Here is a 23,483-nt window from a genome sequence, read left to right as displayed (position 1 = left end):
CGTAGGAGGGCGAAGACTATTGGTCGTCGCCTAAATCTCCAGGATGCTCATCTGGGTCATCCAAGTCCGCAAGGAACTGCTGGAATTCTGCGCTGAGTTCCTCACCCGTCGGCAGCGATTCCTCACCCGGCATGATCGCCTGCGGGTTTTCGTTACGGTAGCGCTCCATAAACTCGTCGTATTGCTCTTCGAGCTGGTGGACTACCTGGGTAACGCTGTCGGAATCCAGGACCTGCTCCTCGAGCTGCTGATTGACGCGCTCAATGTCGCCTTCCAGCGCGCCGAGGGGCACGTTGAGGTGTGCGGAATTAACCACCGAATCCAGCAGGCGGTAGGTCGCATGCGGGAAAGGCGACGACGCCAAGTAGTGCGGCACGTGCGCGGTATAACCTGCTACGTTGCGGCCCTTTTCATCCAGAGCTTTCTCAATAGACAGCGAGGCAGAACCCGGCACCATCATCTTCGAATCCAGCTTGAACATGTGCTGGACTAACTCCGGGTTATTGCCGTGTGCAGACACCACCAGCGGGCGGGTGTGCGGCACCGGCATCGGCGCGGCGTAGAGGCAGATGGTGTTGGACACGTCGAACTTCTCGACGAGGTTAACCACCGCATCACTAAACGCCTCCCAACGCAGGTCCGGCTCGGGACCAGAGAGCAGCAGGAAGGACTTGCCCGAGTTATCGCGCAACACCTTAATGCCCAGCTCGGCTGGTTCGACATCAATCACCCGCTCGTTGTCGAGGGTGACCGCAGGACGGCGCGAGCGATAGTCAATGAGCTCATCGTTGTTAAAGGAGACAACCTGGCGTGACTCGAGTGCTGCCTTGAGGTGATCCGCACTGGCCTCAACTGCCAAACCGGCATCCGCGTAGCCATGCATGGCCACAATCAGCGTTGGGCCCGATCCCTCGGGAGACTCGTCTTTAACTGCAGGTACTGGATATTCCAGCTCATACATGCGCCGTGCATCATCGTGCATGTTGTAAACCTCCTTTGGATATACCCCAATCAACAGTGTTACCGCGCTCAATATTCCCGACTGGGCGCTACACGGTTTTAGGGAGTAACCAATTCTGCCGGAAATCTCACCGGCCTGCCACCCGCCATGCCGCGGCAGCTGTGGATAACTTCCACTTTGGCGAGAATTCGGGGAGTTATCCACAGATTTGGCCCTTTTTGAAAATTCTCCCTTGGCGCGCCGGGGCAGGCTGGCAGACAGTGAAGTCATGACACACACAACACAGACCCCAAGTCCCATCGATACACCCGGCCACATCCTGGCCAACGTCCCTGGAATCCTAGGATTCTATCCCGCCAACTCCGTCCTGTTCATCACCGTCGAAAACACCGACAAGGGCACCTGTCTGGGCCCGCTCATCCGCGTCAACGCTGAAGAAACCGAAGAACTCCTCGACCACATCGCCACTCCGCTGCAAACCCCTAACTGCGAAGCCATCTTCGCCTTCGTCATTGGCAGCTACTGCCACCACCACACCGAACACCTCATCGACGTATTGATGGGACTGACCACCGAACACGAAACGATTGACATCACCGCTGCCTGGATCACCCCAGAAATCTCTGTGGGCGCGCCCTACTCGATGCTCTTCGGTCCCTTCCACAACCAGACCGGCGAAGGCCTCATGCGCGACTGGGCACGCGGCACCATCCCAAACATCACTGACTCTGAGACCATGCGCCGCTGCATCGCGGAAGGAAACCTGCCCGATCTGGATCGCGACGAACACTTCAGCATCTTCTTTGAAAAGAACCCCTTCCTCAGTGCCGACGAAATCAAGTCAATGGACCGCGAGGCTTACGAGATTGCCTCGGATATGCGCATGCAGTCTCCCGATGGCCCCTCCATTGGCTGCGGTGTCACTCCCTATGAGTTCATCGAGACCGTCCCGGTCATCTTGGATAAGACCCGCAAGAGCGTCGATATCCGTACCGATTCCAGCGTGCTAACCGTTATCGGCAGCTGGTTGGCCACCACCTGGAGCCGTGACCTCATCATCCGCGAGCTGCTTGAGGAACCAGAGGTTGCCGCAGATGCCCTGCTTGCTGCGGCACAGACCTTTACCGGCACCATTCGTGCCAATGCGCTCTGCCTGTTCGCCGGGGTGAGCATGGCCGGGGAGAATTCCAAGTACGCCAACCCGGCGTTGAATACTGCGCTGGAAGAGTTTCCGGAGCACAACCTAACTAAGCTGCTGCATGAAAGCTACAAAGCAGGGCTTATCGACGAAACCGTCGCCAACCTCAAAAGCGGCAGCATTACCGCACAAAAGCAGGTCCTCGACGACCACGAGGACGCCGACTACTGGGAGGATGACGATATCGAAGAAGGCATCGACGTTTGGGAAGAAGAATATCCGGACACGGAATCCTTCTTTGAACACGAATTCGCCGACATCACAGCGGATGCCGGCGAAGAAGAAAAGAAGTCAGCTTAAACGCGCTTTGCGGAATGCGCCTTGTCGCCCATATTGCGGGTGAACTCCCACGCATCGGTGACGATGGTTTCTAAGTCCGTGCGGGTTGGGTTCCAGCCCAGCTCCGCGCGGATTTTATCCGACGACGCAATCAAGGTAGCCGGGTCGCCGGCGCGACGCGGGGCCACTTCAGCGGGAATCTCGTGTCCGGTGACCTTACGGCACATCTCAATGACCTGCTTGACCGAGTAGCCATCGCCGGAGCCGAGATTGTAGATGCGGTGCTGACCGGATGTATTGCTTTCCAGGGCAAGCACATGTGCATCGGCCAGGTCACGGATGTGGATGTAGTCGCGCACCGGGGTGCCATCGATGGTGTCCCAGTCATCGCCAAACATCATGATCTTGTCGCGATGGCCCAAGGCAACCTGCAACACGATGGGGATGAGGTGAGTTTCGACCTCACGGTTTTCACCAATGGAGCCATAAGCGCCAGCAACGTTGAAGTAGCGCAGGGACGTCGCGCCCAGACCATAAGCCTTGGCGTAGCTAGAAATCATGTAATCGATAGCCAGCTTGGTTGCACCATATGGGTTCGTCGGCTGGGTGGGCATGTCCTCCGTAATCGGGACCTGGTCCGGCTCGCCATAGGTGGCAGCAGTAGAGGAGAACACCAGGTTCTGCACACCGTTATCGCGCATGGCGTTGAGTAGCTGCAGGGTGGTGACCACGTTGTGCTGCCAGTACTCTTCGGGCTTTTCGACGGATTCGCCCACCAGCGAGCGCGCCGCAAAGTGAATGACACCGTCGAAGGAATCAGATCCCAAGACTTCGGCGGCCTTGTCGGCGACATCGCCTTCCACGAGCGTGGCCTGCGGGTGCACGGCCTCGCGGTTGCCGGTGCTGAAGTTATCGATGATGGTGACGTCGTGACCGGCTTCGATGAGCACGGCTGCGCAGACGCTGCCTACATAGCCAGCGCCGCCAGTAACTAGGAGTTTCATGTCCTTTACTTCTTCTCGATTCGAATTGCGTGAGCCAAATCGTCGAGCAGCTCCACCTGCGCGCCCGAATCAGTCTTCAAAGTAATAGCGCCATTGTGGTTGACCACGGTGACCTCCGCGCCCACCTGAATGCCGGCGGTATGCAGTTCGCGGAAGGTATCGGCATCGACCTGCAGAATCTCGTTGATCTGCACGATGGTAGCCGGGGTTTCCACGCCGTCCTGTAAGTCAATAGCGCGGGTGCCAAACTCCTGTGGGGAGGTCTTCACACCAAGTTCATCGAGAGCCGGAATCGGGTTACCGAAAGGGGAGCGGGAAGGATCTTCCAACACAGTAACCATGCGCTTTTCGACCTCTTCGCTCATCACGTGCTCCCAGCGGCAGGCCTCATCGTGGACCTTATGGATGTCCAAGCCTAGGACATCGGTAAGCAGGCGCTCTGCCAGGCGATGCTTGCGCATCACCGCAGTCGCCAGCTTGCGGCCGTGCTCAGTCAGATCCAGGCTGCGGTCGGTACGAACGTGCAGCAAGCCATCGCGCTCCATGCGGGCCACCGTCTGCGACACTGTCGGACCGGACTGCTCCAGCCGCTCGGCAATACGAGCACGCAGAGGGGTAATTCCTTCCTCCTCCAGCTCGTAGATGGTCCGCAGATACATCTCGGTGGTATCGACTAGGTCTCGCACGTGGCACACCTTTCTGCAACTTCACAAGCACTAACGCCGCGCACCAGGCGGCGGCACAATTAACACCTAACATTAGCGCACATTAACCCCGTTGTGCGGAGGGGAGGGGGAACTAAAGGAGGACTCCACCCAAAATGGCTTTTAAAACGACAAGGTCCCCGGGACCTCGTTTCCAAAGTCGTCCCGGGGATAAGCAGCGACAAATTACAAAGCGTACTCGCGCAGACGATCCGCACGGTTGCCATCGCGCAGCTTGGCCATGACTTCGCGTTCAATCTGGCGTACGCGCTCACGCGATAGACCAAAGCGACGACCGATCTGGTCCAGGGTGCGCGGGACACCATCGTCAAGGCCGTAGCGTAGACGAATCACGTCCTGCTCGCGCTCTTCCAGCGAGTCGATGACGCTGCGGATATCGGAGTGGCGCATGGATGCCACGACGGCAGTTTCTGCATCGGTAGCCTCTGCATCCTCGATGAAGTCACCCAGCGGGGCCTCCTCATCGGTGCCGACTGGCATATCCAGCGAGACTGGGTCGCGGGACTGGCGCAGCAGCATCTCGATCTTGGCCTCTTCGATGCCGGATTCCTCCGACAGCTCCTCGTTGGTCGCCTCACGGCCCAGCGACTGGTACATCTCGCGCTTGATGCGAGAGAGCTTGTTGACCTGCTCAACCAGGTGGACAGGCAGGCGGATGGTGCGGGACTGATCGGCCATACCGCGGGTAATAGCCTGGCGAATCCACCAGGTGGCATAAGTGGAGAACTTAAAGCCCTTGGCGTAGTCGAACTTCTCCATAGCGCGGATAAGGCCCAGGTTGCCTTCCTGAATCAAGTCCAGCAGCGGCATGCCGCGGCCGGTGTAGCGCTTAGCCAGGGAGACCACCAGGCGCAGGTTTGCCTCCAGCAGGTGGGAGCGAGCCTTCTTGCCGTCGCGGGCCAGAATCTTCAAATCGCGCTTCTCAGCGCGGGTGAGCTTTTCTGCGTTCTTGAGCTTGTACTCCGCATAAAGGCCAACCTCGATGCGCTGGGCGAGTTCCACTTCGTCTTCAGCGCTCAACAGGGCGGTTTTGCCGATGCCGTTGAGGTAGACGCGCACCAGGTCAGCCGAAGGGTTGTCGTTGGTCTGATTGCGGCGTGATCCGCGGTCGACTTCCTGTTCGGAGTCGTCCTTGGTCTGGGCGTTGCGGGCAGATGCTTTGGTCATCTAGAGCCTCCTGAAATTGTCGCCTGTATGCACCCTGTACAACGGCGCTCCCAATCAGTTAGTTCCCCGCTTGACGGTTTTGATTCACTTTATCGTTAAGGCCGTGAAAAACCTCACCTTTTTGGGGGTGAGACCTAGGTCTCTACCAGCACAGTAAAGGGGCCTTCGTTGACTGAAGCGACCTTCATCATCGCGCCAAAGCGGCCCTGCTCGACCTGGATGCCACGCTCGCGCAATTGCTTTGCGATGTCTTCAATCAACGGCTCCGCAACCGACCCCGGCGCCGCATCGGACCAGGAAGGGCGACGGCCCTTCGCAGTGCGGCCATAGAGAGTGAACTGGCTGACCAAGAGCACCGGCGCGCCGGCTTCTTCGACGCTGACTTCACCGTCCAGGATGCGCAGCTCTGCAATCTTGCGCGCCATCTTTTCTACCTTGGGCGCTGGGTCGTCAGCATCGGCAGTGGCGATGCCTACCAGGGCCAGGAGGCCACCGGTGTCCGGGCAGTTAATCTCGCCGACGACCTCACCGTCGACGGTCACTGATGCTTCCGAGACACGGGTAAGAACAGCCTTCATGAATTACTCCTTTATTTCGGTCGTTTGCCTAGTTGTCTTCGAGCAGGTTTGCCGGGATGATCATGCCGTGGCGCACCAGGTCGACGATGAGCGGCTTAGCTGCTTCGAGCAGTTCCTCTTCATCGAAACCGTGCGCGGCGGCATACAGCCCAATGGTGTCTTCCAAATCCAGCCCATGGGGATTAAGTCCTGCCACGATGGCGGCCAGGTGCTCATCGACTTCGTGTTGCCAGCGCGGTCCCTCAGTACGGGTAAGGCGTAAGACTTCGCGGTCGAAGCCTTGCGCATCGGCAGCTAGTGCAATGTCTTCGCGTGCCAGGCCGGGGCGGACCTGGAAGCGAGTCTTTTCAATCGGCAGGGCGGAGTTATCGCGCAACCAGGCCACGCGGGCGAAGTATTCGTCGACTTCCGGGCCCAGCGGGTCGTCGATGGGCTGGGGCATGTACTCGGCCAACACATCGGAAGGCTCGTCGTCGCCGATGCGCTGGATGGCCACGAAGCCAAAGCCAATGCCGGTGACATCGTTGGCGCGGAAATGTTCCAGCCAAGCACGAGAGCGTGCGCGGCCTTCTTCCGAGCGCACATCGAGAGACTCGTCCTTGAGCCAGGTCGAGACGTAGAGCGCAGGATCGGCAACATCGCGCTGGATAATCCAGGCAGCCACGCCGGTATCGGGCAACCAGCTGGCCACGCGCTGCTGCCAGGATTCTTCGCCCTGGTGCACCCAGGCGGCGAGCAGGTGCGCGGTGCCGCCGGGGTTGAGGTGCTCGGCGGCCTCAGAAATCACCAGCTGGCTCGCGGCATCGAGGTCCAGACCGGAGTCGCGGTAGACGTGGTTGACCTCCGGCAGACCGACCACGAAAGGCGGGTTGGCCACGATGCGGTCAAAGCGGCGGTCAGCAACTGGTTCAAACCAGGAACCTTCCAACAGCTCCACGCGGTCGCTGGCACCCGCACCCGCGACGGTGGCACGGGCCAAGTCGAGGGCACGCGGATGCACATCGGTGGCGGTGATGTGCTGGGCGCTCTTTAGCTGACCCAGCAGCTGCACACCAGAACCAGTGCCCAAGTCCAGGGCGGTCTCTACGGGAGTACACGGTGTGGACTGCAGCAGCGACAAGCTGGCAGCACCGACACCGAGGACGTGGTCGGGGCCTGGCACATGGGGGATGAGAGAGGCATCCACATCGGAGAAGACCCAGCGGTTTTCGCCGACGATGATGTGCGGGCGAATATCGAGTGCGATGTAGACGGTGCCGTGGGAATCGGTGTGGGCTACGTGGGCATCGACAAGCTGCGTGGCCAAACGCGCACCCACCGCCGCAGCCAACTGCGTGGCCGGGACATGCTCGTGGAGGAGGAAGATGCGAATCAGCATCTCCAGCTGACTATCCCCACGCGCGCCCAAGGCCACGGCTTCCGGCTCGCCGCGGTAAAGGGCCTCGGTGTACTCCGGGCCCAACTGGGCGGCAATGCCATCGGCGTCGAAACCCGCCTCTTGAAAGACGGCAATGAGGTCAGCAGCAAAATCTGCGACCGGGTGCTCCGGAGAAAATTCGGGGCCAAATGGGCTCATGGATTAGGGCCTTCCTCATGGTCAATGGTCACGGACTCACCAGCGTCGAGCTCAGATTGGCGCTGCTGTTCCAAACGCGATGCCTCTTCGCGCTGCGCCATCTGGCGGGCGAGTCCGGGTTTATAAATATTCTTCTCGCGCTTGTCTTTCTTCTGCCCGCGGCCGTTGCCAATCACCACCGCAAACCACGGCAGTGGGAACGTCACACCGACAATGATGGCGGGCAAAAACCACATGTCATAAGCCGCAATCAACCAACCAGCAATCAGCAGGGAAGGAAGACGCAGAAACTGCAAAATGGAGTACTGAATCTCCCGGCGTTTCCGGTCTTGCCCTGGGGCAACTTTCGCATCTGTGATCAGGTAGGTCTCTTTACGGCCAAAACGCGTCCGGCGCTTGTGCTGCCCCGAATGTGGGGACGCGGAGGCGCCATCGCGCGAGTTCGTGGAGTCCATGCCCATAAGGGTAGACCTGCAACTCGCAATCTTCGACATCTATGGGGCATTATGGGTGCCGTGAGTACGACGACTAAGACCATCGAACGCCCAGATATCCGCGAAGACACCTCCACCTCGGATGGTGATACCCCTAAGTTCTTCCACTACGTCAAAAAGGACAAGATCCTCGACTCCGCAGTCAACGGCAAGTACGTCGTTGCCCTGTGTGGCGAGACCTTCCCCGTAACCAAACAGGCAAAGCCCGGCTCGCCGGTATGCCCCGACTGCGAGCGCGTTTATAAGGGACTGCGCCGCAAGTGAGAACATTCAAGAAAGGAAGGCTGCGCGCCTGGCAACAATCCGCGCTAGATAAATTTCTAGCCCACAAGCCCCAGGACTTCATGGCGGTGGCAACCCCAGGAGCAGGTAAGACTACCTTCGCCCTGCGGGTTGCTGCGGAGCTGCTCGAAGATCGTACGGTCGAGCGCGTCATCGTTGTCGTCCCGACGGAGCACCTGAAGACCCAGTGGTCGGAGGCTGCTGCGCGCGTCGGCATTGCCCTGGACCCGAATTTCACCAACTCCTCGGCGGTTAATCCGGCGATGGACGGGGTGACGGTGACCTATGCCCAGGTGGGCATGCACCCGTTTAAGCACCGCGCTATTGCTTCTGCTCGCCGCACGCTGGTGATTTTGGATGAGATCCACCACGCCGGTGATGCCAAGAGCTGGGGCGACGGCGTCAAGGAAGCCTACGACGACGCCACCCACCGCCTCGCGCTCACGGGTACGCCTTTCCGCTCGGATGACTCGCAGATTCCTTTCGTTCGTTATGAAGAAGACGGCGAGGGCCACCTGGTGTCTCGCTCTGATCACACCTATGGCTATGGCGATGCGCTTGCCGATGGCGTCGTGCGCCCCGTGGTCTTTCTTTCTTACTCTGGCGAGTCCCGCTGGCGCGATAGTGCCGGCGAAGAACATGCCGCCCGGTTAGGTGACATCCTCAACCCGGAGCAGACTGCACGGGCGTGGCGCACGGCACTCGACCCGAAGGGCGAGTGGATTCCGGCCGTGCTGCAGGCTGCGCACACCCGCTTGATGCAGATGCGCCGCAACATGCCCGATGCTGGCGGGTTGGTGCTCGCTACCGATACCCAAACCGCGCGTGCGTACGCGAAAATCCTCAAGCAGATTTCCAACACTCCGGTCGCGGTCATTTTGTCCGATGACCCGGGCTCGTCGGATCGCATTGAGGAGTTCTCCCAGAGCCAAGACGAGTGGATGGTCGCTGTCCGCATGGTCTCTGAGGGCGTCGACGTTCCGCGTCTGGCAGTCGGCGTATATGCGACCTCGTCGTCGACACCGCTGTTCTTTGCCCAGGCCATTGGCCGTTTTGTGCGCTCGCGTATGCCGGGTGAGACCGCTTCCGTGTTCTTGCCTTCCGTGCCGGTCCTGCTGGGCCTGGCCGAGAATATGGAAAAGCAGCGCGACCACGTCCTGGGCGCGGAAAAGGGCCCGGAGAAAGAAGGCTGGGACGACGACCTGCTCGAGGCTGCCAACCAGAAGAAGTCCGAACCGGACATGCTGGAAAAGTCCTACGAGTCCCTCGGCGCGGAAGCTGAGTTCTCCGGCCTGCTCTACAACGGCTCGCAGTTCAACACCGGCGATATGACCGCCGATGAAGAAGCCGACTTCCTGGGTATCCCCGGTCTGCTTGATGCTGACCAGGTCAAAGACCTGCTGCGGAAGAAGCAGGCGGAAGAGATGGATCGTCGCGAAGCAGAAGAAAAGGCGCAGCGCGCCGCCGAGCAAGCCGAGGAGCAGCGTCGCAAGCTCTACGGCATGGAGCATGCGCCGAAGAAGAAGCAAGAGCCTGACGATGTCGGCGTCGTCGACGAAATCTCTGAACTGCGCAAAGAGCTCAACACCGTCGTGTCCATCTCCGCGCAGCGCTCTGGCCGTCCGCACGGTGCTATCCACACCGAGGCTCGCAAGGCCTGCGGTGGTCCACCGACTGCCCTGTGCACCGCGGATCAGCTTCGCGAACGCATTAACTATCTGCGTAAGTGGTAAGAGTGTAACCTCGTAGAAACTACTGCTCTCAACTTCTTAGAAAGGCTCTCGTGTCTTCACCTTTCGATCCGCAGGACGACAAGCCCAACGGTAACTTGCCCAAGTACGGCGACGGCGCCAACCGCAACCTGCCGTCTTATGGTGAGGGCACCCGCCGGAGCAATCCTTTCGCTGACTCCAACAACTCCGGCAGCGACAACAACGCCGGCAATAGCGGCGCCGATAATTACGGCTCCGGAAACTACGGCCGCGGCGATAGCTATGGCAGCGCTGGCAGCTACGGCAGCGTCGACGGCTACGGTTCCGGCACTCCTGGCAGCTACAGCGCCCCGGACTCTGGCGCTGCGGGCTACGGCGGTGATGCAGGCTACGGCGCTGGTGCTCCGGACCAGCAGGGCTACAATCAGCAGCCGGTGTACGACCAGCAGCCGGGCTACGAGGAGCCAGTCCAGAAATCGAAGCTGGCGGTGGCCGCCTTCATCTTCGGCCTGCTGTGCATCGTCGCTGGCTTTGCCGTGATGTCGTTTATCCCGGGCATCATCGGTGTCATCCTGGCGATCGTTGCCCTGGTGCGTAACCGTAAGAAGCCGCGCGAGGCCCGCCGTACCTGGATGTCTGTGACCGGCTTGGTCCTGTCGATTATGGGTATCCTGTGGTCGATTGTCGCTCTGTTCATTATTGGTGTGCTCTTGGAGGATATGGGCGCACTGGAGTGCTTGCAGTTGGAAGACCCAGCAGCTCAGCAGGCTTGCATGGAGGAAGCCGTTAGTGGCTCGACCACCAGCGAAAGCGTGTAAGTCGCTGCCGCTACTTACACAACAGGTAGAGAAAATGCCCGCTCTGATGTGAGCGGGCATTTCGCGTATCTGGACTAGTTGTCGAAGACGCAGGCGTCCACGGCACCGTTGGCGCGGATGAGCTGGCGGGCTTCTTCGCGCACGATTTCGTACGTGGTCAGCGACGGTGCCAGCTGCGCTACGGCAGCCCAGGTGTCCAGGTGCTGCGACTGCAGCGGGATGTAGTAGGACTTCGCCCCCTTGAGCTCCGCGGCGGCAGCACGTGAGATGTGCGCGGCCATCGCGGTCAGGTACGGCACCCACGCCCAGCGGTTCTTCTGGCGCTGGCCGTAGGTCATTCCGAAGCGGCGCAGCAGCTGCAGATGCATGCGCAGGCGGTCGCCGATGACGTTGGCCTCCTGCTTGAACATCTCATCGCGGAAGGCAGCAAAGCCAGCGATGTCCTCGAACTTCTTGCGACGACGTAGAATCTCCGCCCAGCCGTGGCGCAAGGCGGCCTCATCGGCAACACCGCGGCTGGCATCGATATCGTGCAGGGTTTCAATCGCGCGGTTAAGCGCATTGTCCTTTGCCGCGGTGACGACATCCTTCATGATCTGCTGCGTGGCAGGGGTTGCCGGCTGGTCGCGATCCTGCAGGATTTCAATTAGGTCGGCAGCACCAGCGCGGCCGATGAAGTCGGTGGCATCGGCAAGCTCGGCGTCGGTTTGCAAACGCTTATCGACGAGGTCATTGAGCTGCTCAACCACACGAATCCACGGCACCGCACGGAAGTCGACCTCGCGCGGGCCGTTGGCGTGGAAGTCGTAGTTGACCAGACCGTGGGCGACCGCCAAGGCGGGTTGGTCGCCGGCACGCACGTTGGAGCGTCCCAGTGCCTCGAGCATGTGGCGCGGGTCGGCATCGATGGTCTTGCGGATAGCAGGGGAGAGCTCCCGCAACGCCGACAAGTCCAGGTGGCGCAGTGCGTAGAGATGACGCCACAGCGTCGGCTGGGCTTCCTTGCTGATGGTGCTGCGCTTATTCGCCGCAGACAGCTTCCACCCCAAGTCGGAATCCGGGGCCTCGAAGTGGCCATCTTGGGTGACGACGAATGCGTGCGCGGTCGGGCGACCCGGCGCCTTGGCGTGGTAGCCAGGCTGGGTCTCTAAGACATCGACAAGCAGTGGGCCCGCACCGGCAAGCTCGGAGGGAAGTTCGGCGCTGCCGGAGGCATCGAAAAGCACTGGCCACGCGGCAGTATCAGGCCAGGTCAATGGCCACAGGAAGCCGCTGAGTTCCTTCGCGCCCTTGATGCCGGATAGGCGCAGGCGGTCGCCGACGATGTTGCCGGTAGCCTCCGAAACAGCCTCGTTGAGGCGCAGCAGGGTAGCTAGCTGAATATCGCCAGAAGCGTGCGCCTCGTAGGCCTTCTCAAACTCCAGGCGGGAGGCGTAATCCGCGCCGTACTCTGCGAAGGTGTCTTCCTCATTGGCTGGGTGCCAGGCCGCGGACAGCACGAGGTTGGCGTGCGCGTCCGGGAAGGCCTTGCGGATGACCGAGTTCGGCAGCGTAAAGACTTCACCGTAGCGGCGACGCTTCAGCGGCAGGACCTTGACCTTGTGGGAGACTTCGTGGGTCAGCAGCAGGGCAGCGGTACCGGCAATCGGGACCGGGAAGTGCACCTTGAGCTCGCCGTTTTTCGATAGCATGTCCTGGGCGATAGCGGCTGGCTGGGTATCCCAGTCCGGCTGCTCGCCGCGCAGGTCGAGGCTGTAGCGCAGCGCCTTCGGCAGCACCACGACATCCAGGGAGTAGTCCACGGCGTTGGTGATGCGGAAAGACTCCGAATCCGCGGTGCGCGCGACGGACTGAGTGCGCTCGAAAGGCACCTCGATGAACTTCTCTGGCTCGCGACGCAGCGTGTAGTAGGCCTTGGTGTAGGCGTTCTCGTCGGCCTTTTGGTCTGGGTGGCGGAAGTTCGCACCGTTGTAGGTCACGCGCAGATGAAAGCCCTCAGCCAGGTTGAAGCTGCGGCGCTCCATGAGCACGTCGTTGCGCAGTACATCGATGTGATAGTGGCCGACCCAGGCGTCTTCGTAGACGTCGTTAAACAGTGCCAGGGGAGAGCCAGCGAACTCTTCGAGTTCTAAGAGCTGTTCGACCAGTTCGCGCTCGCCATCGGGGCTGACGTAGTAGAGTTCGACGAGCCACTCGGCAGAACCATCGACAGGCAGGCGCAGCTGTGGGGAGACTTCAAAGATAGGCTCGCCATCAGCACCGGCGACATCCGGAATCTGGCCTTCCGCGTCCAGCCACTCCGGCAGGCGGGCGTGGCGGTCCTCCTTGGTGCTCACGCGTACCTGGCGGGTGGTCAGCTTGTCCGGGTTGGACAGCTGCAAAGTCAGCGAGGTCATCTCAGACGCGGCCAAGTCGCGGAATTCAAAGAGTGACCACTCATCCCAGGAAGTAAAGCGCAGCTCGTCGGCGGCCTGGATGTGGGCTTCATCGGCAGGCGCGCCATTGCAGAACTTCGTACGCGTTGGTGCCAGCACGAAGACCGAATCCTGCGTCAGACGTTGTGGATTGGCCAGCGGGCGCAGGTCCGGGCCGAAGAACATGACGGGGAAGTCGCGGTCGATCACCGGCAGACGGTACTTCTTGCCGGTCTCGGTATTAGTAGCGGTGATCTTCGCCGTCGGGCGCACGATGCTAATGCGCGTCGGGCGCTGGTGGGGCGCGTCGGTATGGGTGCTGGTGGTAACGCGGAAGGTGTCGAAGCCGGCATCGACAAGCCAGGTGGTCTCACCATAAGGCAGGCTCAACAGCAGCTTGCCGGAGACCGGATCCAGAAGCAACGAAGGCGCATCCGGGTCGGTCTCGACAGCCTCACGCGGGGCGGGATCGGTCGGGTAGCCCTGCTTGTCCACCAGTTCTTGCAGGTCCGTGTGGAAGGACTCATCGACACCGAGCTGGCTAGCAAGGGTGGCCACGAAGTCCTCTTCGACCTGGGTAGCCGCATTCGCTGCGGCAGCCTGGGTAAGCAGCGGGTACTGCAGGAGCAATTCCTGGGCGGAGTTTTCCAAGAAGTCCGACTGCAGCGCGCGGCCGAGCTCAGTCGAAATCCAATCCAGCTGCTCGACGCTTAAACCCTGCGGGTTGGTGCCATCTAGAGCCTGCTCCGCGGTGCGCAGACGGTCGCTGAGCAGGGGATGGCGCTGTGCCGCGGCAACGATGTCAAGGTCAAAGTCACAAGAAAATGCAGACAAGTGAAATGCTTCCTGATAGGGGTGGAAAGAACAAAAGACGCCCCACACCACATCGGGTGCCGGGCGCCTGCGCTAGTCACAATCTCTTAAGCGCTAGTCAAGGTAGTCGCGCAGCACCTGAGAACGCGACGGGTGGCGCAGCTTCGACATGGTCTTGGACTCGATCTGTCGAATGCGCTCGCGGGTAACGCCATAGACCTGGCCGATTTCGTCTAAAGTGCGCGGCATGCCATCGGTCAGACCGAAGCGCAAACGCACCACGCCGGCCTCACGCTCGGACAGGGTGGTCAGCACGTCCTGGAGCTGATCCTGCAGCAGGGTAAAGGAGACCGCGTCGACCGCAATGACGGCCTCGGAGTCCTCAATGAAGTCACCCAGCTGGGAATCGCCCTCATCGCCGATGGTCTGGTCCAGGGAAATCGGCTCGCGAGCGTACTGCTGGATCTCCATCACCTTTTCTTCGGTGATGTCCATTTCCTTGGCCAGCTCCTGCGGGGTGGGCTCGCGGCCCAGGTCCTGCAGCAGCTCGCGCTGGATACGGCCCAGCTTGTTGATGACCTCGACCATGTGCACCGGAATACGAATGGTGCGGGCCTGGTCCGCCATCGCGCGGGTAATGGCCTGACGGATCCACCAGGTGGCGTAGGTGGAGAACTTGTAGCCCTTGGTGTAGTCGAACTTCTCGACTGCACGAATAAGGCCCAAGTTGCCTTCCTGAATCAGGTCCAAGAAAGCCATGCCGCGGCCGGTGTAGCGCTTAGCCAGGGAGACCACCAGACGCAGGTTTGCTTCCAGCAGGTGGTTCTTAGCCTTGCGGCCATCGCGAGCAATGGAGCGCAGGTCACGCTTGTCGGAAGGGGAGAGCTTCACAGCAGACTCGCCGTCCTGTGGTTTGGTCAGCTGCTCCATGCGGTACTGGGCGTACAGGCCAGCCTCAATGCGCTTAGCCAGGGTGACCTCTTGTTCCGCGTTCAGCAGGGCCACGCGGCCAATCTGCTTCAGGTACGCACGCACGGAGTCAGCCGATGCGGTCAGCTCGGCATCCTTACGGGCCTGGCGCAGGGCAGCAGACTCATCTTCGTCCCAGACAGAAGAGCCGTCGTCTTCTTCCTCGTCGGCCTCTTCGTCGTCTTCTTCGAGCTCGTCGTCGGCAACGAAGTCTTCGTCGTCCTCCAACGCATCGTTGGTCGGGTCGAAGTCGGCGTCGTCGTCCTGCAGCTCGGAATCCTCTTCGTCTTCCGCGCTGGTCTCAGGGGTCGCCTGTTTCGGCTCTTCAGTCTTCTTTGCCGCAGACTTGCGAACCGTCTTCTTTGCAGACTTCTTCGTCGTCTTTTTCGCAGTCTTTTTAGCGGTCTTCTTGGCGGTCTTTTTCGTCGTCTTCTTCGCAGTCTTTTTGGCGGTCTTCTTGGCCGTTTTCTTTGCGGTCTTCTTCGCCGTTTTCTTGGCGGTCTTTTTTGCAGGCGCAGCTTCCTCAGCTGCGTCTACGCCTTCGCTGAGTACCTGGTCTGAAGATTCAGTGGCTGCCACAAACGCCCTTTCGCCTCGAACTTGCGTGCATCTACGTGGTATTTGGGTATACCCCGGATGTTAGCCAGCCTTGCGCGGCCGATGTGCGACCATCGCGCAAGTTGCTGACCTTGTCAATTTATGATCGACCGCCAAGTATAGAGGATATTACGCAGCAGGCGGCGGCCGGGTCCCGCGTGTGTACTCAAATCAACCTTTTTGTCTAGGGTTTAATTCCCGACTCCACAGCCATCGCCGCACCGACAATGCCCGCGCGATTGCGCAGCTGTGCAGGAATGACCGGGGTTTTAATCTGGATATGCGGTCCCCAGCTATCAAATTTGCGAGAAATACCGCCGCCAATAATGAAGGTCTGCGGGTGAAACAGCTTCTCGTATTCATACAGCGCACGGTTGAGTCGTTTCGCCCACTGCTTGTGCTTCAGCCCGTCGCGGTCTTTCGCAGCTGACGATGCCCGCTTCTCCGCAATCTCACCATCCACCATCAGGTGGCCAAGTTCAGTGTTGGGAAACAGCTTGCCATCGAGCAAGAATGCCGAGCCAATGCCGGTGCCCAAGGTAAGGAAAATGGCAGTGCCCGTCCGGGCCAAAGGATCACCGTGGGCGGATTCTGCCAGGCCGGCAGCGTCGGCATCGTTAAGCACGGTCAGCTCCCGGCCGGGGAAATGGCGCCCGAATAGCTCCTGCACATCGGTGCCAATCCAGGACTTATCAATGTTGGCAGCGCTGAGCACCGTCTGGTCTTTAACAACAGAAGGCAAGGTCAGCCCCACCGGGCCATCCCATCCAGCTTGCCTAACGATGTCCGCCGCCACCTCAGCCACCGCATCCGGAGTCGAGGGACGCGGAGTAGCGATCTTGGTGCGCTCGCCGACGAACTCGCCCGTGTCGAGGTCAACGAGTGCGCCTTTGACGCCGGAACCACCGATATCAATGCCGAAGGAATAACTCATGTGCACAAGTCTAAGCAAGGGCACAATAGATAGCATGTATGCATCTGAGATTCCCGCCCAATTACGCGACTTTGCCGCCGAGACTGTCCAGGCGGCAGCACAGCTGATTCGCCAACGTCGCGGTGAGTTAATCGAGGTCAACACCAAATCTTCCAACGTCGACCCGGTCACGGAAGTCGATACCGCGGCTGAAGAATTCATCGCCCAAAGAATTCGCGAAGCCCGCCCGCAGGACGGGATTTTAGGTGAGGAAGGTGCCGATAAGGCGTCGGAAAGCGGTGTGCAATGGATTGTCGATCCCATCGATGGCACCGTGAATTTCCTCTACGGCATCCCGGAGTATGCTGTATCCATTGGCGCGGCCATTGACGGCGAGTTGGTCGCCGGTGCCGTCATTAATGTCGCCCGCGACCGGCTCTACATGGCAGCACTTGGTCACGGCGCCGAAGTCCGTCAAGGCAACGACGCCCATGCTTTGCGATGCCGCACCAACCCCGACCCCGCTACCTGCCTGGTGGCCACGGGCTTTAGTTACCTTGCTTCTCGACGCGTTCAGCAGGCCCAACTGTTAGTGGAGTTGTTGCCGCAGGTTCGCGATATCCGCCGCATGGGTGCCGCTGCGCTGGACCTGTGCCGTGTGGCAGAGGGCAGCGTGGATATCTACTACGAACATGGCATTAACCCCTGGGATTTCGCGGCCGGTGCGGTCATCGCCCGCGAAGCTGGTGCGGAGGTCTCTCATCCTGGTTTTGACTCGCGTGCAGCAGATGGGGACTTGGTGTGGGCGGCATCGGCAGCTGCGTCTTCGCGCTGGCAGGAGGTCATGACGGGGGTAGATCTTTTAACCCCGTTGCGCAGCTAGTATGACATTGCGGCGGATGTGCTTTACTATGCGCGATCGAAAACAACGTCAACCGTTATTTGAACCAAAGGGCGTGCATTATGGCCACCGATTATGACGCACCGCGCCGTCGCGCAGAGGACGAGCTGGAGACTGACTCCCTGGAGGGTCTCAAGGCTGCAGAAACCGAGTCTAATGGCATGGACGACGACGGAGAAATCGTCGAAGCCTTCCAGCCGCCGACACCGGATCTCACCGGTGAGGAGCTCAACGTGAAGGTTGTTCCTCGTCAGGAAGACGAGTTCACCTGCTCGGCCTGCTTCCTCGTGCAGTCGAACAAGCGTTACTCGCACGACGAAGATGGCGAGCCCATCTGCATGGACTGCGCTTAAAACGCATCAACCCCGAACCTTTTAAAGAAGGCTCGGGGTTAATTTTTTGCTTTTAGCTGCTGTGGGCAGTCTTGACGAGGTTCGGCACGAACGCATCGAGGACTGCTTGCGGATTCTTCGAGCAAATCAGCCAGTAAGGCGTGGGGTCCTCAGGGTCGTCGAGAACTAACATCACGTGCTTTTTTACCCAGCCGTGGGTGACCAGGAAGGCCGCCGGGTCCAGCTGCGGGCCGAGTGCGTTGCGGCGGGCCGACTCGGGCACGGCCATGCAGCGGGAGACGACATCGTGCGGCAGCTGTGCGTCTTTGACCAGCAGCCAGCGGGTGCCATCGGTATCTTGCTCCACGGTGACTGTGGTACTCGACCAGGACAGCAGCACCCAGATAGCAATCGCACTTAAGAGCACGCCGGGGACGATGGTCCACCAGATACCGCGATTGAAGCTAACGGTGGCCGTGGCGATGATGACCGCAGCAGCAGCCAGCAGCCAGAAATACCACGGAACCCACTGGCGTTCTTGGTAGAGAACCTTTGGAGCAGATGAATCAGTCACGAGTAGCCAGTCTAGTCGATTATTCTTGAACTCCCCACCAGGGCGGGTGGTCTCTGCAGTGCTGGGCGGTAGGCTAGGGCGAGTGAATATTGACAACCCTGACAACACGTACAGCTCTTTTCCTGCCGTGGCGGTAAAGAAGCTTGATCCGGATATGCCGCTGCCGCATCGCGCCCACCCCAGTGATGCTGGTGCAGACCTGCATGCCGCCGAAGACGTCGTGCTGCAGCCGGGCGAGCGCGCCCTGGTCGGCACCGGTCTCGCACTGGCTTTGCCGGTGGGCACAGTCGGCCTGATTCACCCGCGCTCGGGCCTGGCGGCGAAGCAAGGACTGTCTGTGGTCAATACGCCAGGTACTGTCGATGCTGACTATCGTGGCGAGATCAAAGTCTGTCTCATTAACCACGATCGCGAAAAGCCGATTGAAATCACCCGCGGCATGCGCATTGCGCAGCTGCTTATTCAGCGCGTGGAACTACTAGACTTCCGCGAAGTAGAAGATTTAGATGACACCGAACGCGGAGCCGGCGGCTATGGCTCCACCGGAGTGTAGGAGATATAGATATGTGGCCTTTTGGAAAGAAAAAGAAGCAGCAGGCTGACGACGCCGTTGCTGACGATGCACAGACCACCCAGGAGACTTCTCCTGAGTCCCTAGCGGATGCCCCTGCCGATTCGGCTGCAGATGCCCCTGCGGCTGATTCTTCTGCCTCTTCTGCGGACGCGGAGCTGTCTGCACCGGCACACGATGCCATCAACGGTGAGACCGGTCCTTTCGATGGTGATAGCGTAAACATCGAGGATTTCGATTTCAGTGAGTTCTCCACCGGTGTGCTGGATTTGGGCTCAATGCGTATTCCGCTGCCGAAGAAGTCCCAGGTGCAGGTCGAGATGGGCGAGAAGGGCCCGAAGATGCTGCACATCGTGACCGTGCACGGTCGCATGACCCCGGTGGCTTTCGCTGCACCGCGCAAGGCAGGGCAGTGGCTGGAATCCATCGATGCCATCAAGCAGGGCATGACTCGCGATGGCCTCGAAGTCCACATGGAAGACGGCCCGTGGGGCCCAGAGGTCGTCGGCGAAAGCGACAACGGCCAGGTCCGCGTCATTGGTGTGGATGGCCCGCGCTGGATGCTGCGCATGACCACTGCGGCACCGAAGGGCAAGGAAGCTGACCTGCTCGAGCACAGCCACGAGGTCATTGCGCGTACCTTCGTCTACCGCGGCGAAGACCCGATTCTGGCGGGCAACTCCCTGCCGGTGGTTATGCCGAAGCAGCTGGTCCAGCAGGTCCAAAAGGCGATGGAAGAGCGCAAGAAGCAGGCCGCGCAGCAGAACTCCGCACAGCACCCCGAAAATTCCGGTCAGGCTAAAAACGCACAGGACAACGAGGCGGCCAAGAAGCTGCTCGACGACCTCGACTCGGAGAAGTAGTGGCAGACAACCAAGAACCCGCCAACATCGTTGAGGCCCCGGAAGAAACCCCTACGCTGCTAGAGCAAATGGGTGGTCTGACCGGTTTGGTCTCTGCCACCTTGCCGGTCGTTGTCCTCATTCCGGTCAACAACCAGTGGGGCCTTGGCCCGGCGTTGGGCGCTGCGATTGGCGTAGCCGCACTGATTGCGGTGTGGCGTTTAATCCGTAAAGAATCCCTGCAGCCAGCACTATCTGGTCTGCTGGGCGTGGCCTTTTGCGCGCTCATCGCCTGGTTTACTGGCGATGCCAAAGGCTACTTCCTCTACGGCATCTGGGCGTCGTTGGTCTTCTTTATCGTCGCTGCAATTTCCATCCTGGTGCGCTGGCCGATAGTCGGCGTCATCTGGAAGGGCCTCAACGGCTCCGACATGAAGTGGCGGGAAGTGGCGAAATCTCGCCGCGCGTACGCGATTGCCACTGCTGGTTGGGCAGTAATTTTCCTCGCCCGCTTCGTTGTCCAAAACACCATTTACAACGCTGATGAGACCACCGCTTTGGGTATCGCGCGCATTCTTATGGGCTGGCCGCTGACCGGCGTGGTCACGCTGTTGACATTTTTCATGGTCCGCCGCGCCAATGCGGCAGAGGAAGAAGCACGCAATGACTGACACTTTCACTTGCCGCATCGACCGTATGGCACACGGCGGTGCGGGAATTGGCCATGCCCCGGACGGCCGCGTGGTCTTTGTTACCGGCGCTTTCCCCGGCGACACCGTGGTCGCCCGCCCCACGAAGGTCAAGAAATCCTTCATTAAAGCGGAGCTTGACGATGTCACCTCGCCCAGCCCACTGCGCGTGGCCCCAGCCTGTGAAGCTGCTGCCGCAGGAGCAGGCTGCTGTGATTTCACCGCCTTGGATCCGGCCAAAGAGCTGGACTTAAAGGCGGAGATTTTGGTGGATCAGTTGCGTGGTGGGGACATCGCAAAGCATGATCTTGCCCCGCACCAGGGCTGGCGTACCCGCGTGCGCTTTGGTGTGGACAAGCAGGGACGTGCGGGTCTGCGCAAGCGCGGCTCGCATGAGTTGGTCACTGGTTTGCCCTGTGCGCAGTTGCCGGATGAGCTTAACGATGCCCTGCTCAACCACACTTACACCCCCGGCTCGGAAGTTATCGCCGTGATTGATTCGCGCGGGCAGCGCCACATCGTGGAATCCCGCAAGGTAGGCCGCGGCAAGCGCGTGGAGAAGATCGACAAGGTACTCGAGGGCGGCACGGTGCATGCACGTGCCGATGGCCACGAGTTTCAGTTTCCCGCCACCGCCTTTTGGCAAGCCCACGTGGCTGCCCCGGATGCGTACACGCAGCTGCTGCGCGAGTGGTTAGCTGACTATTCCGGGGATGTGGCCTGGGACCTCTACGGTGGTGTCGGTTTGTTTGTTCCGGCGCTCTCGGAGTCGCTGGGTGGGGCAAAGGTCTATTCGGTCGATTATTCTCCTGCGGCGAATGCGGCCTCGGACTTGGACAACGTTGAGTTCCGCCAGGCGCGCGTGGAAAAAGTCGCTGACCAGCTGCCCGCACCGACCGTCGTGGTGCTGGACCCGCCGCGTAAAGGCGCAGGCAAGGACGTGATTGCTGCAACTGCGGGGGCTCACCCGGAAGCAGTGGTGCACATCGGCTGCGACCCGGCGACTTTTGCCCGCGATATTGGATTGTGGGCAGAGCACGGGTATAGCGTCGACAAGCTAGCGGTGTTCAATGCCTTCCCCGGCACGCATCACTTTGAGACCATCGCACTACTGCAACATTCCTAGTTGCCATGCGAGTACGGTAGTAAAAAAGACTTTTTAAGTAGAAGGAGAAGAAGGCAGCTTCATGACCATTTTGGATTCCATTGGCTCGCCACGCGACCTTAAAGCGCTCTCCAAGGAACAGCTTCCGGTATTAGCAGCGGAAATTCGCCAGCGTTTGATCGATAAGGTCTCTGTCACTGGTGGCCACCTGGGCCCGAACTTGGGCGTGGTGGAGCTGACCATGGCGCTGCACCGCGTGTTTGATTCTCCGCGGGACCCCATTGTCTTCGATACCTCGCATCAGTCCTACGTGCACAAGATGCTCACCGGGCGCCTGGATAAGTTCGATACCCTGCGCCAGAAGGGCGGTCTGTCCGGCTACACCGACCGCGGTGAGTCTGAGCATGATTGGACTGAGTCCTCGCATGCCTCGGCTGCGCTGTCTGTGATTGATGGCCTGAGCAAGGGCTTTAAGATTCGCGGCGACTCCGATCGCAATGCCGTTGCCGTTGTCGGCGATGGTGCGCTGACGGGCGGTATGTGCTGGGAGGCGCTGAATAACATCTCGGCGGATAAGTCCCGCAACGCCGTCATTGTGGTCAATGACAATGGCCGTAGTTACTCGCCAACCATTGGTGGCCTGTCGGAGAACCTCGGCCGTATTCGTGCCCAGCACGGCTACGACGAGCTCATGGAGCAGGGCAAAAAGCACCTCAAATCGCTGGGTTGGGTCGGCGAGCGCGCCTTCGATGCCCTGCACGCGATGAAGGAGGGCGTGAAGTCCACCGTCTTGCCGATGGAGCTTTTCCCCGAACTGGGCATGAAGTACATCGGCCCCATTAACGGCCACGACATCGAAGCGCTGCTGCATGCCTTCAGCTATGCCCGCGACTACGAAGGCCCGATTATCGTCCACGTGGTCACCGAAAAGGGCCACGGCTTTGCCCCGGCAGTCAACGAGCCGAAGGACCAGATGCACTCCACCGGCGCGATTGACCCGGTCACTGGCGTGGCCAAGGGCAAGAAGCAGCCGGGCTGGACGGCGGCCTTTTCCGAAGAATTGGTCAAGGCGATGGACAAGCGCAACGACATCGTCGCCATCACCGCGGCGATGGCGGGCCCGACTGGCCTAGCGCCCATCGAGGAGAAGTACCCGGACCGTTTCTTCGACGTCGGCATTGCTGAGCAGCACGCCCTGGCTTCTGCTTCGGGTCTGGCATTGGCGGGTATGCACCCGGTCGTGGCGATTTACTCGACCTTCCTCAACCGCGCGATTGACCAGCTCATCATGGACGTTGCGCTGCTCAAGCTGCCGGTGACCATTGTGCTCGACCGCGCCGGCGTGACCGGTACGGATGGCCCCTCGCACAACGGCGTGTGGGATATGGCGCTGACCAGTCTGGTTCCAGGCCTGCACCTGGCGGCACCGCGCGATGGCAAGCGTCTGCGCGAGCAGTTCAACGAGGCACTCGAGATTTCCGAGGGGCCGTCGGTGGTGCGCTTCCCGAAGGGCAACTTGCTCGATGACATCGAAGCAGTCGACAGGCTTTCCGATGGCGTCGACGTCCTGCACTACAGCGACCACGACACCGAAGGGCCGGACGTGCTCATCGTGAGTGTGGGCGCGATGTCCACGCGTTCGATGAACGCGACCAAGGAACTGGAAAAAGACGGCATCAACGTCACCGTGGTCGACCCGCGTTGGGTTGCTCCGGTGCCAGGATCGCTTATCGGTTTGGCCGCTGACCACGACCTGGTGGTTACCGTCGAGGACGGCATCATGCGCGGCGGCATTGGCTCGCTGCTGTCGGAGGCGCTGTCCTCGGCAGAGGTGGACACCCCGCTGCGTCGCCTGGCGTTCCCGAATAAGTTCCCGGTGCATTCCTCCCGCGGCGAGCTGCTCGAAGAGGTCGGACTTGCACCGGCGGAAATCGCCGAGCAGATTAAACAGTGGCTGGATAATTAAGGG

The 23,483-nt window shown here is 60.3% G+C and carries 22 protein-coding genes; 11 read left to right on the top strand and 11 right to left on the bottom strand.

From position 1 onward, the window contains the following. Window positions 1-16: 16 nt before the first annotated feature. Complete coding sequence (locus UL81_RS06800; protein WP_035104904.1) at window positions 17-982, bottom strand: proteasome assembly chaperone family protein; 966 nt, start codon at window positions 980-982, stop codon at window positions 17-19. A gap of 247 nt (window positions 983-1,229) precedes the next feature. Here UL81_RS06800 and UL81_RS06795 point away from each other — a divergent pair, with 247 nt between their 5' ends. Then, complete coding sequence (locus UL81_RS06795; protein ID WP_035104901.1) at window positions 1,230-2,459, top strand: DUF4192 domain-containing protein; 1,230 nt, start codon at window positions 1,230-1,232, stop codon at window positions 2,457-2,459. On the opposite strand, the gene galE is transcribed toward UL81_RS06795, so the two are convergent. The 6 genes from galE to UL81_RS06765 all read right to left on the bottom strand — a co-directional run bounded on the left by galE (window position 2,456) and on the right by UL81_RS06765 (window position 7,943). Next, window positions 2,456-3,442: a UDP-glucose 4-epimerase GalE gene (galE, locus tag UL81_RS06790; protein WP_035104898.1), complete on the bottom strand. Its 987-nt coding sequence runs from the start codon at window positions 3,440-3,442 to the stop codon at window positions 2,456-2,458. The genes UL81_RS06795 and galE overlap by 4 nt on opposite strands. A gap of 5 nt (window positions 3,443-3,447) precedes the next feature. Beyond that, window positions 3,448-4,128: a metal-dependent transcriptional regulator gene (locus UL81_RS06785; RefSeq protein ID WP_035104895.1), complete on the bottom strand. Its 681-nt coding sequence runs from the start codon at window positions 4,126-4,128 to the stop codon at window positions 3,448-3,450. A gap of 204 nt (window positions 4,129-4,332) precedes the next feature. Then, window positions 4,333-5,334 carry a sigma-70 family RNA polymerase sigma factor gene (locus tag UL81_RS06780; RefSeq protein WP_035104890.1) on the bottom strand — a complete coding sequence of 334 codons (1,002 nt, stop codon included), beginning with the start codon at window positions 5,332-5,334 and terminating at the stop codon, window positions 4,333-4,335. 134 nt (window positions 5,335-5,468) lie between these two features. After that, window positions 5,469-5,912: a D-aminoacyl-tRNA deacylase gene (gene dtd, locus UL81_RS06775; protein WP_035104888.1), complete on the bottom strand. Its 444-nt coding sequence runs from the start codon at window positions 5,910-5,912 to the stop codon at window positions 5,469-5,471. 28 nt (window positions 5,913-5,940) lie between these two features. Next, on the bottom strand, window positions 5,941-7,488 hold the full coding sequence (locus UL81_RS06770; RefSeq protein ID WP_046453415.1) for a DUF7782 domain-containing protein: 1,548 nt from the start codon (window positions 7,486-7,488) through the stop codon (window positions 5,941-5,943). Further along, window positions 7,485-7,943: a DUF3099 domain-containing protein gene (locus UL81_RS06765; RefSeq protein ID WP_035105470.1), complete on the bottom strand. Its 459-nt coding sequence runs from the start codon at window positions 7,941-7,943 to the stop codon at window positions 7,485-7,487. The genes UL81_RS06770 and UL81_RS06765 overlap by 4 nt, the downstream gene beginning before the upstream one ends. A gap of 51 nt (window positions 7,944-7,994) precedes the next feature. Here UL81_RS06765 and UL81_RS06760 point away from each other — a divergent pair, with 51 nt between their 5' ends. Genes UL81_RS06760 through UL81_RS06750 form a run of 3 tightly spaced genes read left to right on the top strand, consistent with a single transcriptional unit; the run spans window position 7,995 to window position 10,794 of the window. After that, entirely contained in the window at window positions 7,995-8,246 is a 252-nt protein-coding gene (locus tag UL81_RS06760; protein ID WP_035104885.1) for a DUF3039 domain-containing protein, read from the top strand. Next, window positions 8,243-9,997: a DEAD/DEAH box helicase gene (locus tag UL81_RS06755; RefSeq protein ID WP_035104883.1), complete on the top strand. Its 1,755-nt coding sequence runs from the start codon at window positions 8,243-8,245 to the stop codon at window positions 9,995-9,997. The genes UL81_RS06760 and UL81_RS06755 overlap by 4 nt, the downstream gene beginning before the upstream one ends. Window positions 9,998-10,047: 50 nt before the next feature. After that, the gene (locus UL81_RS06750; protein WP_052737447.1) at window positions 10,048-10,794 is read left to right on the top strand and encodes a DUF4190 domain-containing protein; all 747 of its coding nucleotides are present in this window, start codon (window positions 10,048-10,050) and stop codon (window positions 10,792-10,794) included. Window positions 10,795-10,868: 74 nt separating this feature from the next. Here UL81_RS06750 and UL81_RS06745 read toward each other — a convergent pair whose 3' ends face one another. From UL81_RS06745 to ppgK, 3 genes are all read right to left on the bottom strand, one after another. Beyond that, window positions 10,869-14,042: a hypothetical protein gene (locus UL81_RS06745; RefSeq protein WP_052097706.1), complete on the bottom strand. Its 3,174-nt coding sequence runs from the start codon at window positions 14,040-14,042 to the stop codon at window positions 10,869-10,871. A 93-nt stretch (window positions 14,043-14,135) separates the two neighbouring features. Next, window positions 14,136-15,569 carry an RNA polymerase sigma factor gene (locus UL81_RS06740; RefSeq protein ID WP_035104880.1) on the bottom strand — a complete coding sequence of 478 codons (1,434 nt, stop codon included), beginning with the start codon at window positions 15,567-15,569 and terminating at the stop codon, window positions 14,136-14,138. Window positions 15,570-15,771: 202 nt separating this feature from the next. Next, entirely contained in the window at window positions 15,772-16,521 is a 750-nt protein-coding gene (gene ppgK / locus UL81_RS06735; protein WP_035104878.1) for a polyphosphate--glucose phosphotransferase, read from the bottom strand. 34 nt (window positions 16,522-16,555) lie between these two features. On the opposite strand from ppgK, the gene UL81_RS06730 reads away from it, so the two are divergent. After that, the gene (locus tag UL81_RS06730) at window positions 16,556-17,383 is read left to right on the top strand and encodes an inositol monophosphatase family protein (RefSeq protein ID WP_179944081.1); all 828 of its coding nucleotides are present in this window, start codon (window positions 16,556-16,558) and stop codon (window positions 17,381-17,383) included. A gap of 80 nt (window positions 17,384-17,463) precedes the next feature. Beyond that, the gene (locus tag UL81_RS06725; protein ID WP_035104876.1) at window positions 17,464-17,754 is read left to right on the top strand and encodes a DUF4193 domain-containing protein; all 291 of its coding nucleotides are present in this window, start codon (window positions 17,464-17,466) and stop codon (window positions 17,752-17,754) included. Window positions 17,755-17,806: 52 nt separating this feature from the next. On the opposite strand, the gene UL81_RS06720 is transcribed toward UL81_RS06725, so the two are convergent. After that, on the bottom strand, window positions 17,807-18,307 hold the full coding sequence (locus UL81_RS06720; RefSeq protein ID WP_035104873.1) for a DUF3093 domain-containing protein: 501 nt from the start codon (window positions 18,305-18,307) through the stop codon (window positions 17,807-17,809). A gap of 82 nt (window positions 18,308-18,389) precedes the next feature. On the opposite strand from UL81_RS06720, the gene dut reads away from it, so the two are divergent. The 5 genes from dut (at window position 18,390) to dxs (ending at window position 23,480) form a co-directional block, all read left to right on the top strand. Next, window positions 18,390-18,860 carry a dUTP diphosphatase gene (gene dut, locus UL81_RS06715; protein ID WP_035104870.1) on the top strand — a complete coding sequence of 157 codons (471 nt, stop codon included), beginning with the start codon at window positions 18,390-18,392 and terminating at the stop codon, window positions 18,858-18,860. 5 nt (window positions 18,861-18,865) lie between these two features. Beyond that, window positions 18,866-19,741, top strand: coding sequence for a DUF3710 domain-containing protein (locus UL81_RS06710; protein WP_035104867.1), 876 nt, complete (start codon window positions 18,866-18,868; stop codon window positions 19,739-19,741). Between the two features lie 68 nt (window positions 19,742-19,809). Beyond that, complete coding sequence (locus UL81_RS06705; protein ID WP_081961428.1) at window positions 19,810-20,391, top strand: DUF3159 domain-containing protein; 582 nt, start codon at window positions 19,810-19,812, stop codon at window positions 20,389-20,391. Beyond that, window positions 20,384-21,535, top strand: a complete 1,152-nt coding sequence (locus UL81_RS06700; RefSeq protein ID WP_105360333.1) for a class I SAM-dependent RNA methyltransferase — start codon at window positions 20,384-20,386, stop codon at window positions 21,533-21,535. The genes UL81_RS06705 and UL81_RS06700 overlap by 8 nt, the downstream gene beginning before the upstream one ends. 61 nt (window positions 21,536-21,596) lie before the next feature. Then, window positions 21,597-23,480: a 1-deoxy-D-xylulose-5-phosphate synthase gene (gene dxs / locus UL81_RS06695; protein ID WP_035104863.1), complete on the top strand. Its 1,884-nt coding sequence runs from the start codon at window positions 21,597-21,599 to the stop codon at window positions 23,478-23,480. Window positions 23,481-23,483: the final 3 nt, after the last annotated feature.

Origin of the sequence: Corynebacterium camporealensis (assembly GCF_000980815.1) — a bacterium.
GTDB classification, from domain to species: domain Bacteria; phylum Actinomycetota; class Actinomycetes; order Mycobacteriales; family Mycobacteriaceae; genus Corynebacterium; species Corynebacterium camporealense.
Note: the sequence above shows the minus strand (reverse complement) of the source record. Positions and strands in the feature narration are given on the sequence as shown.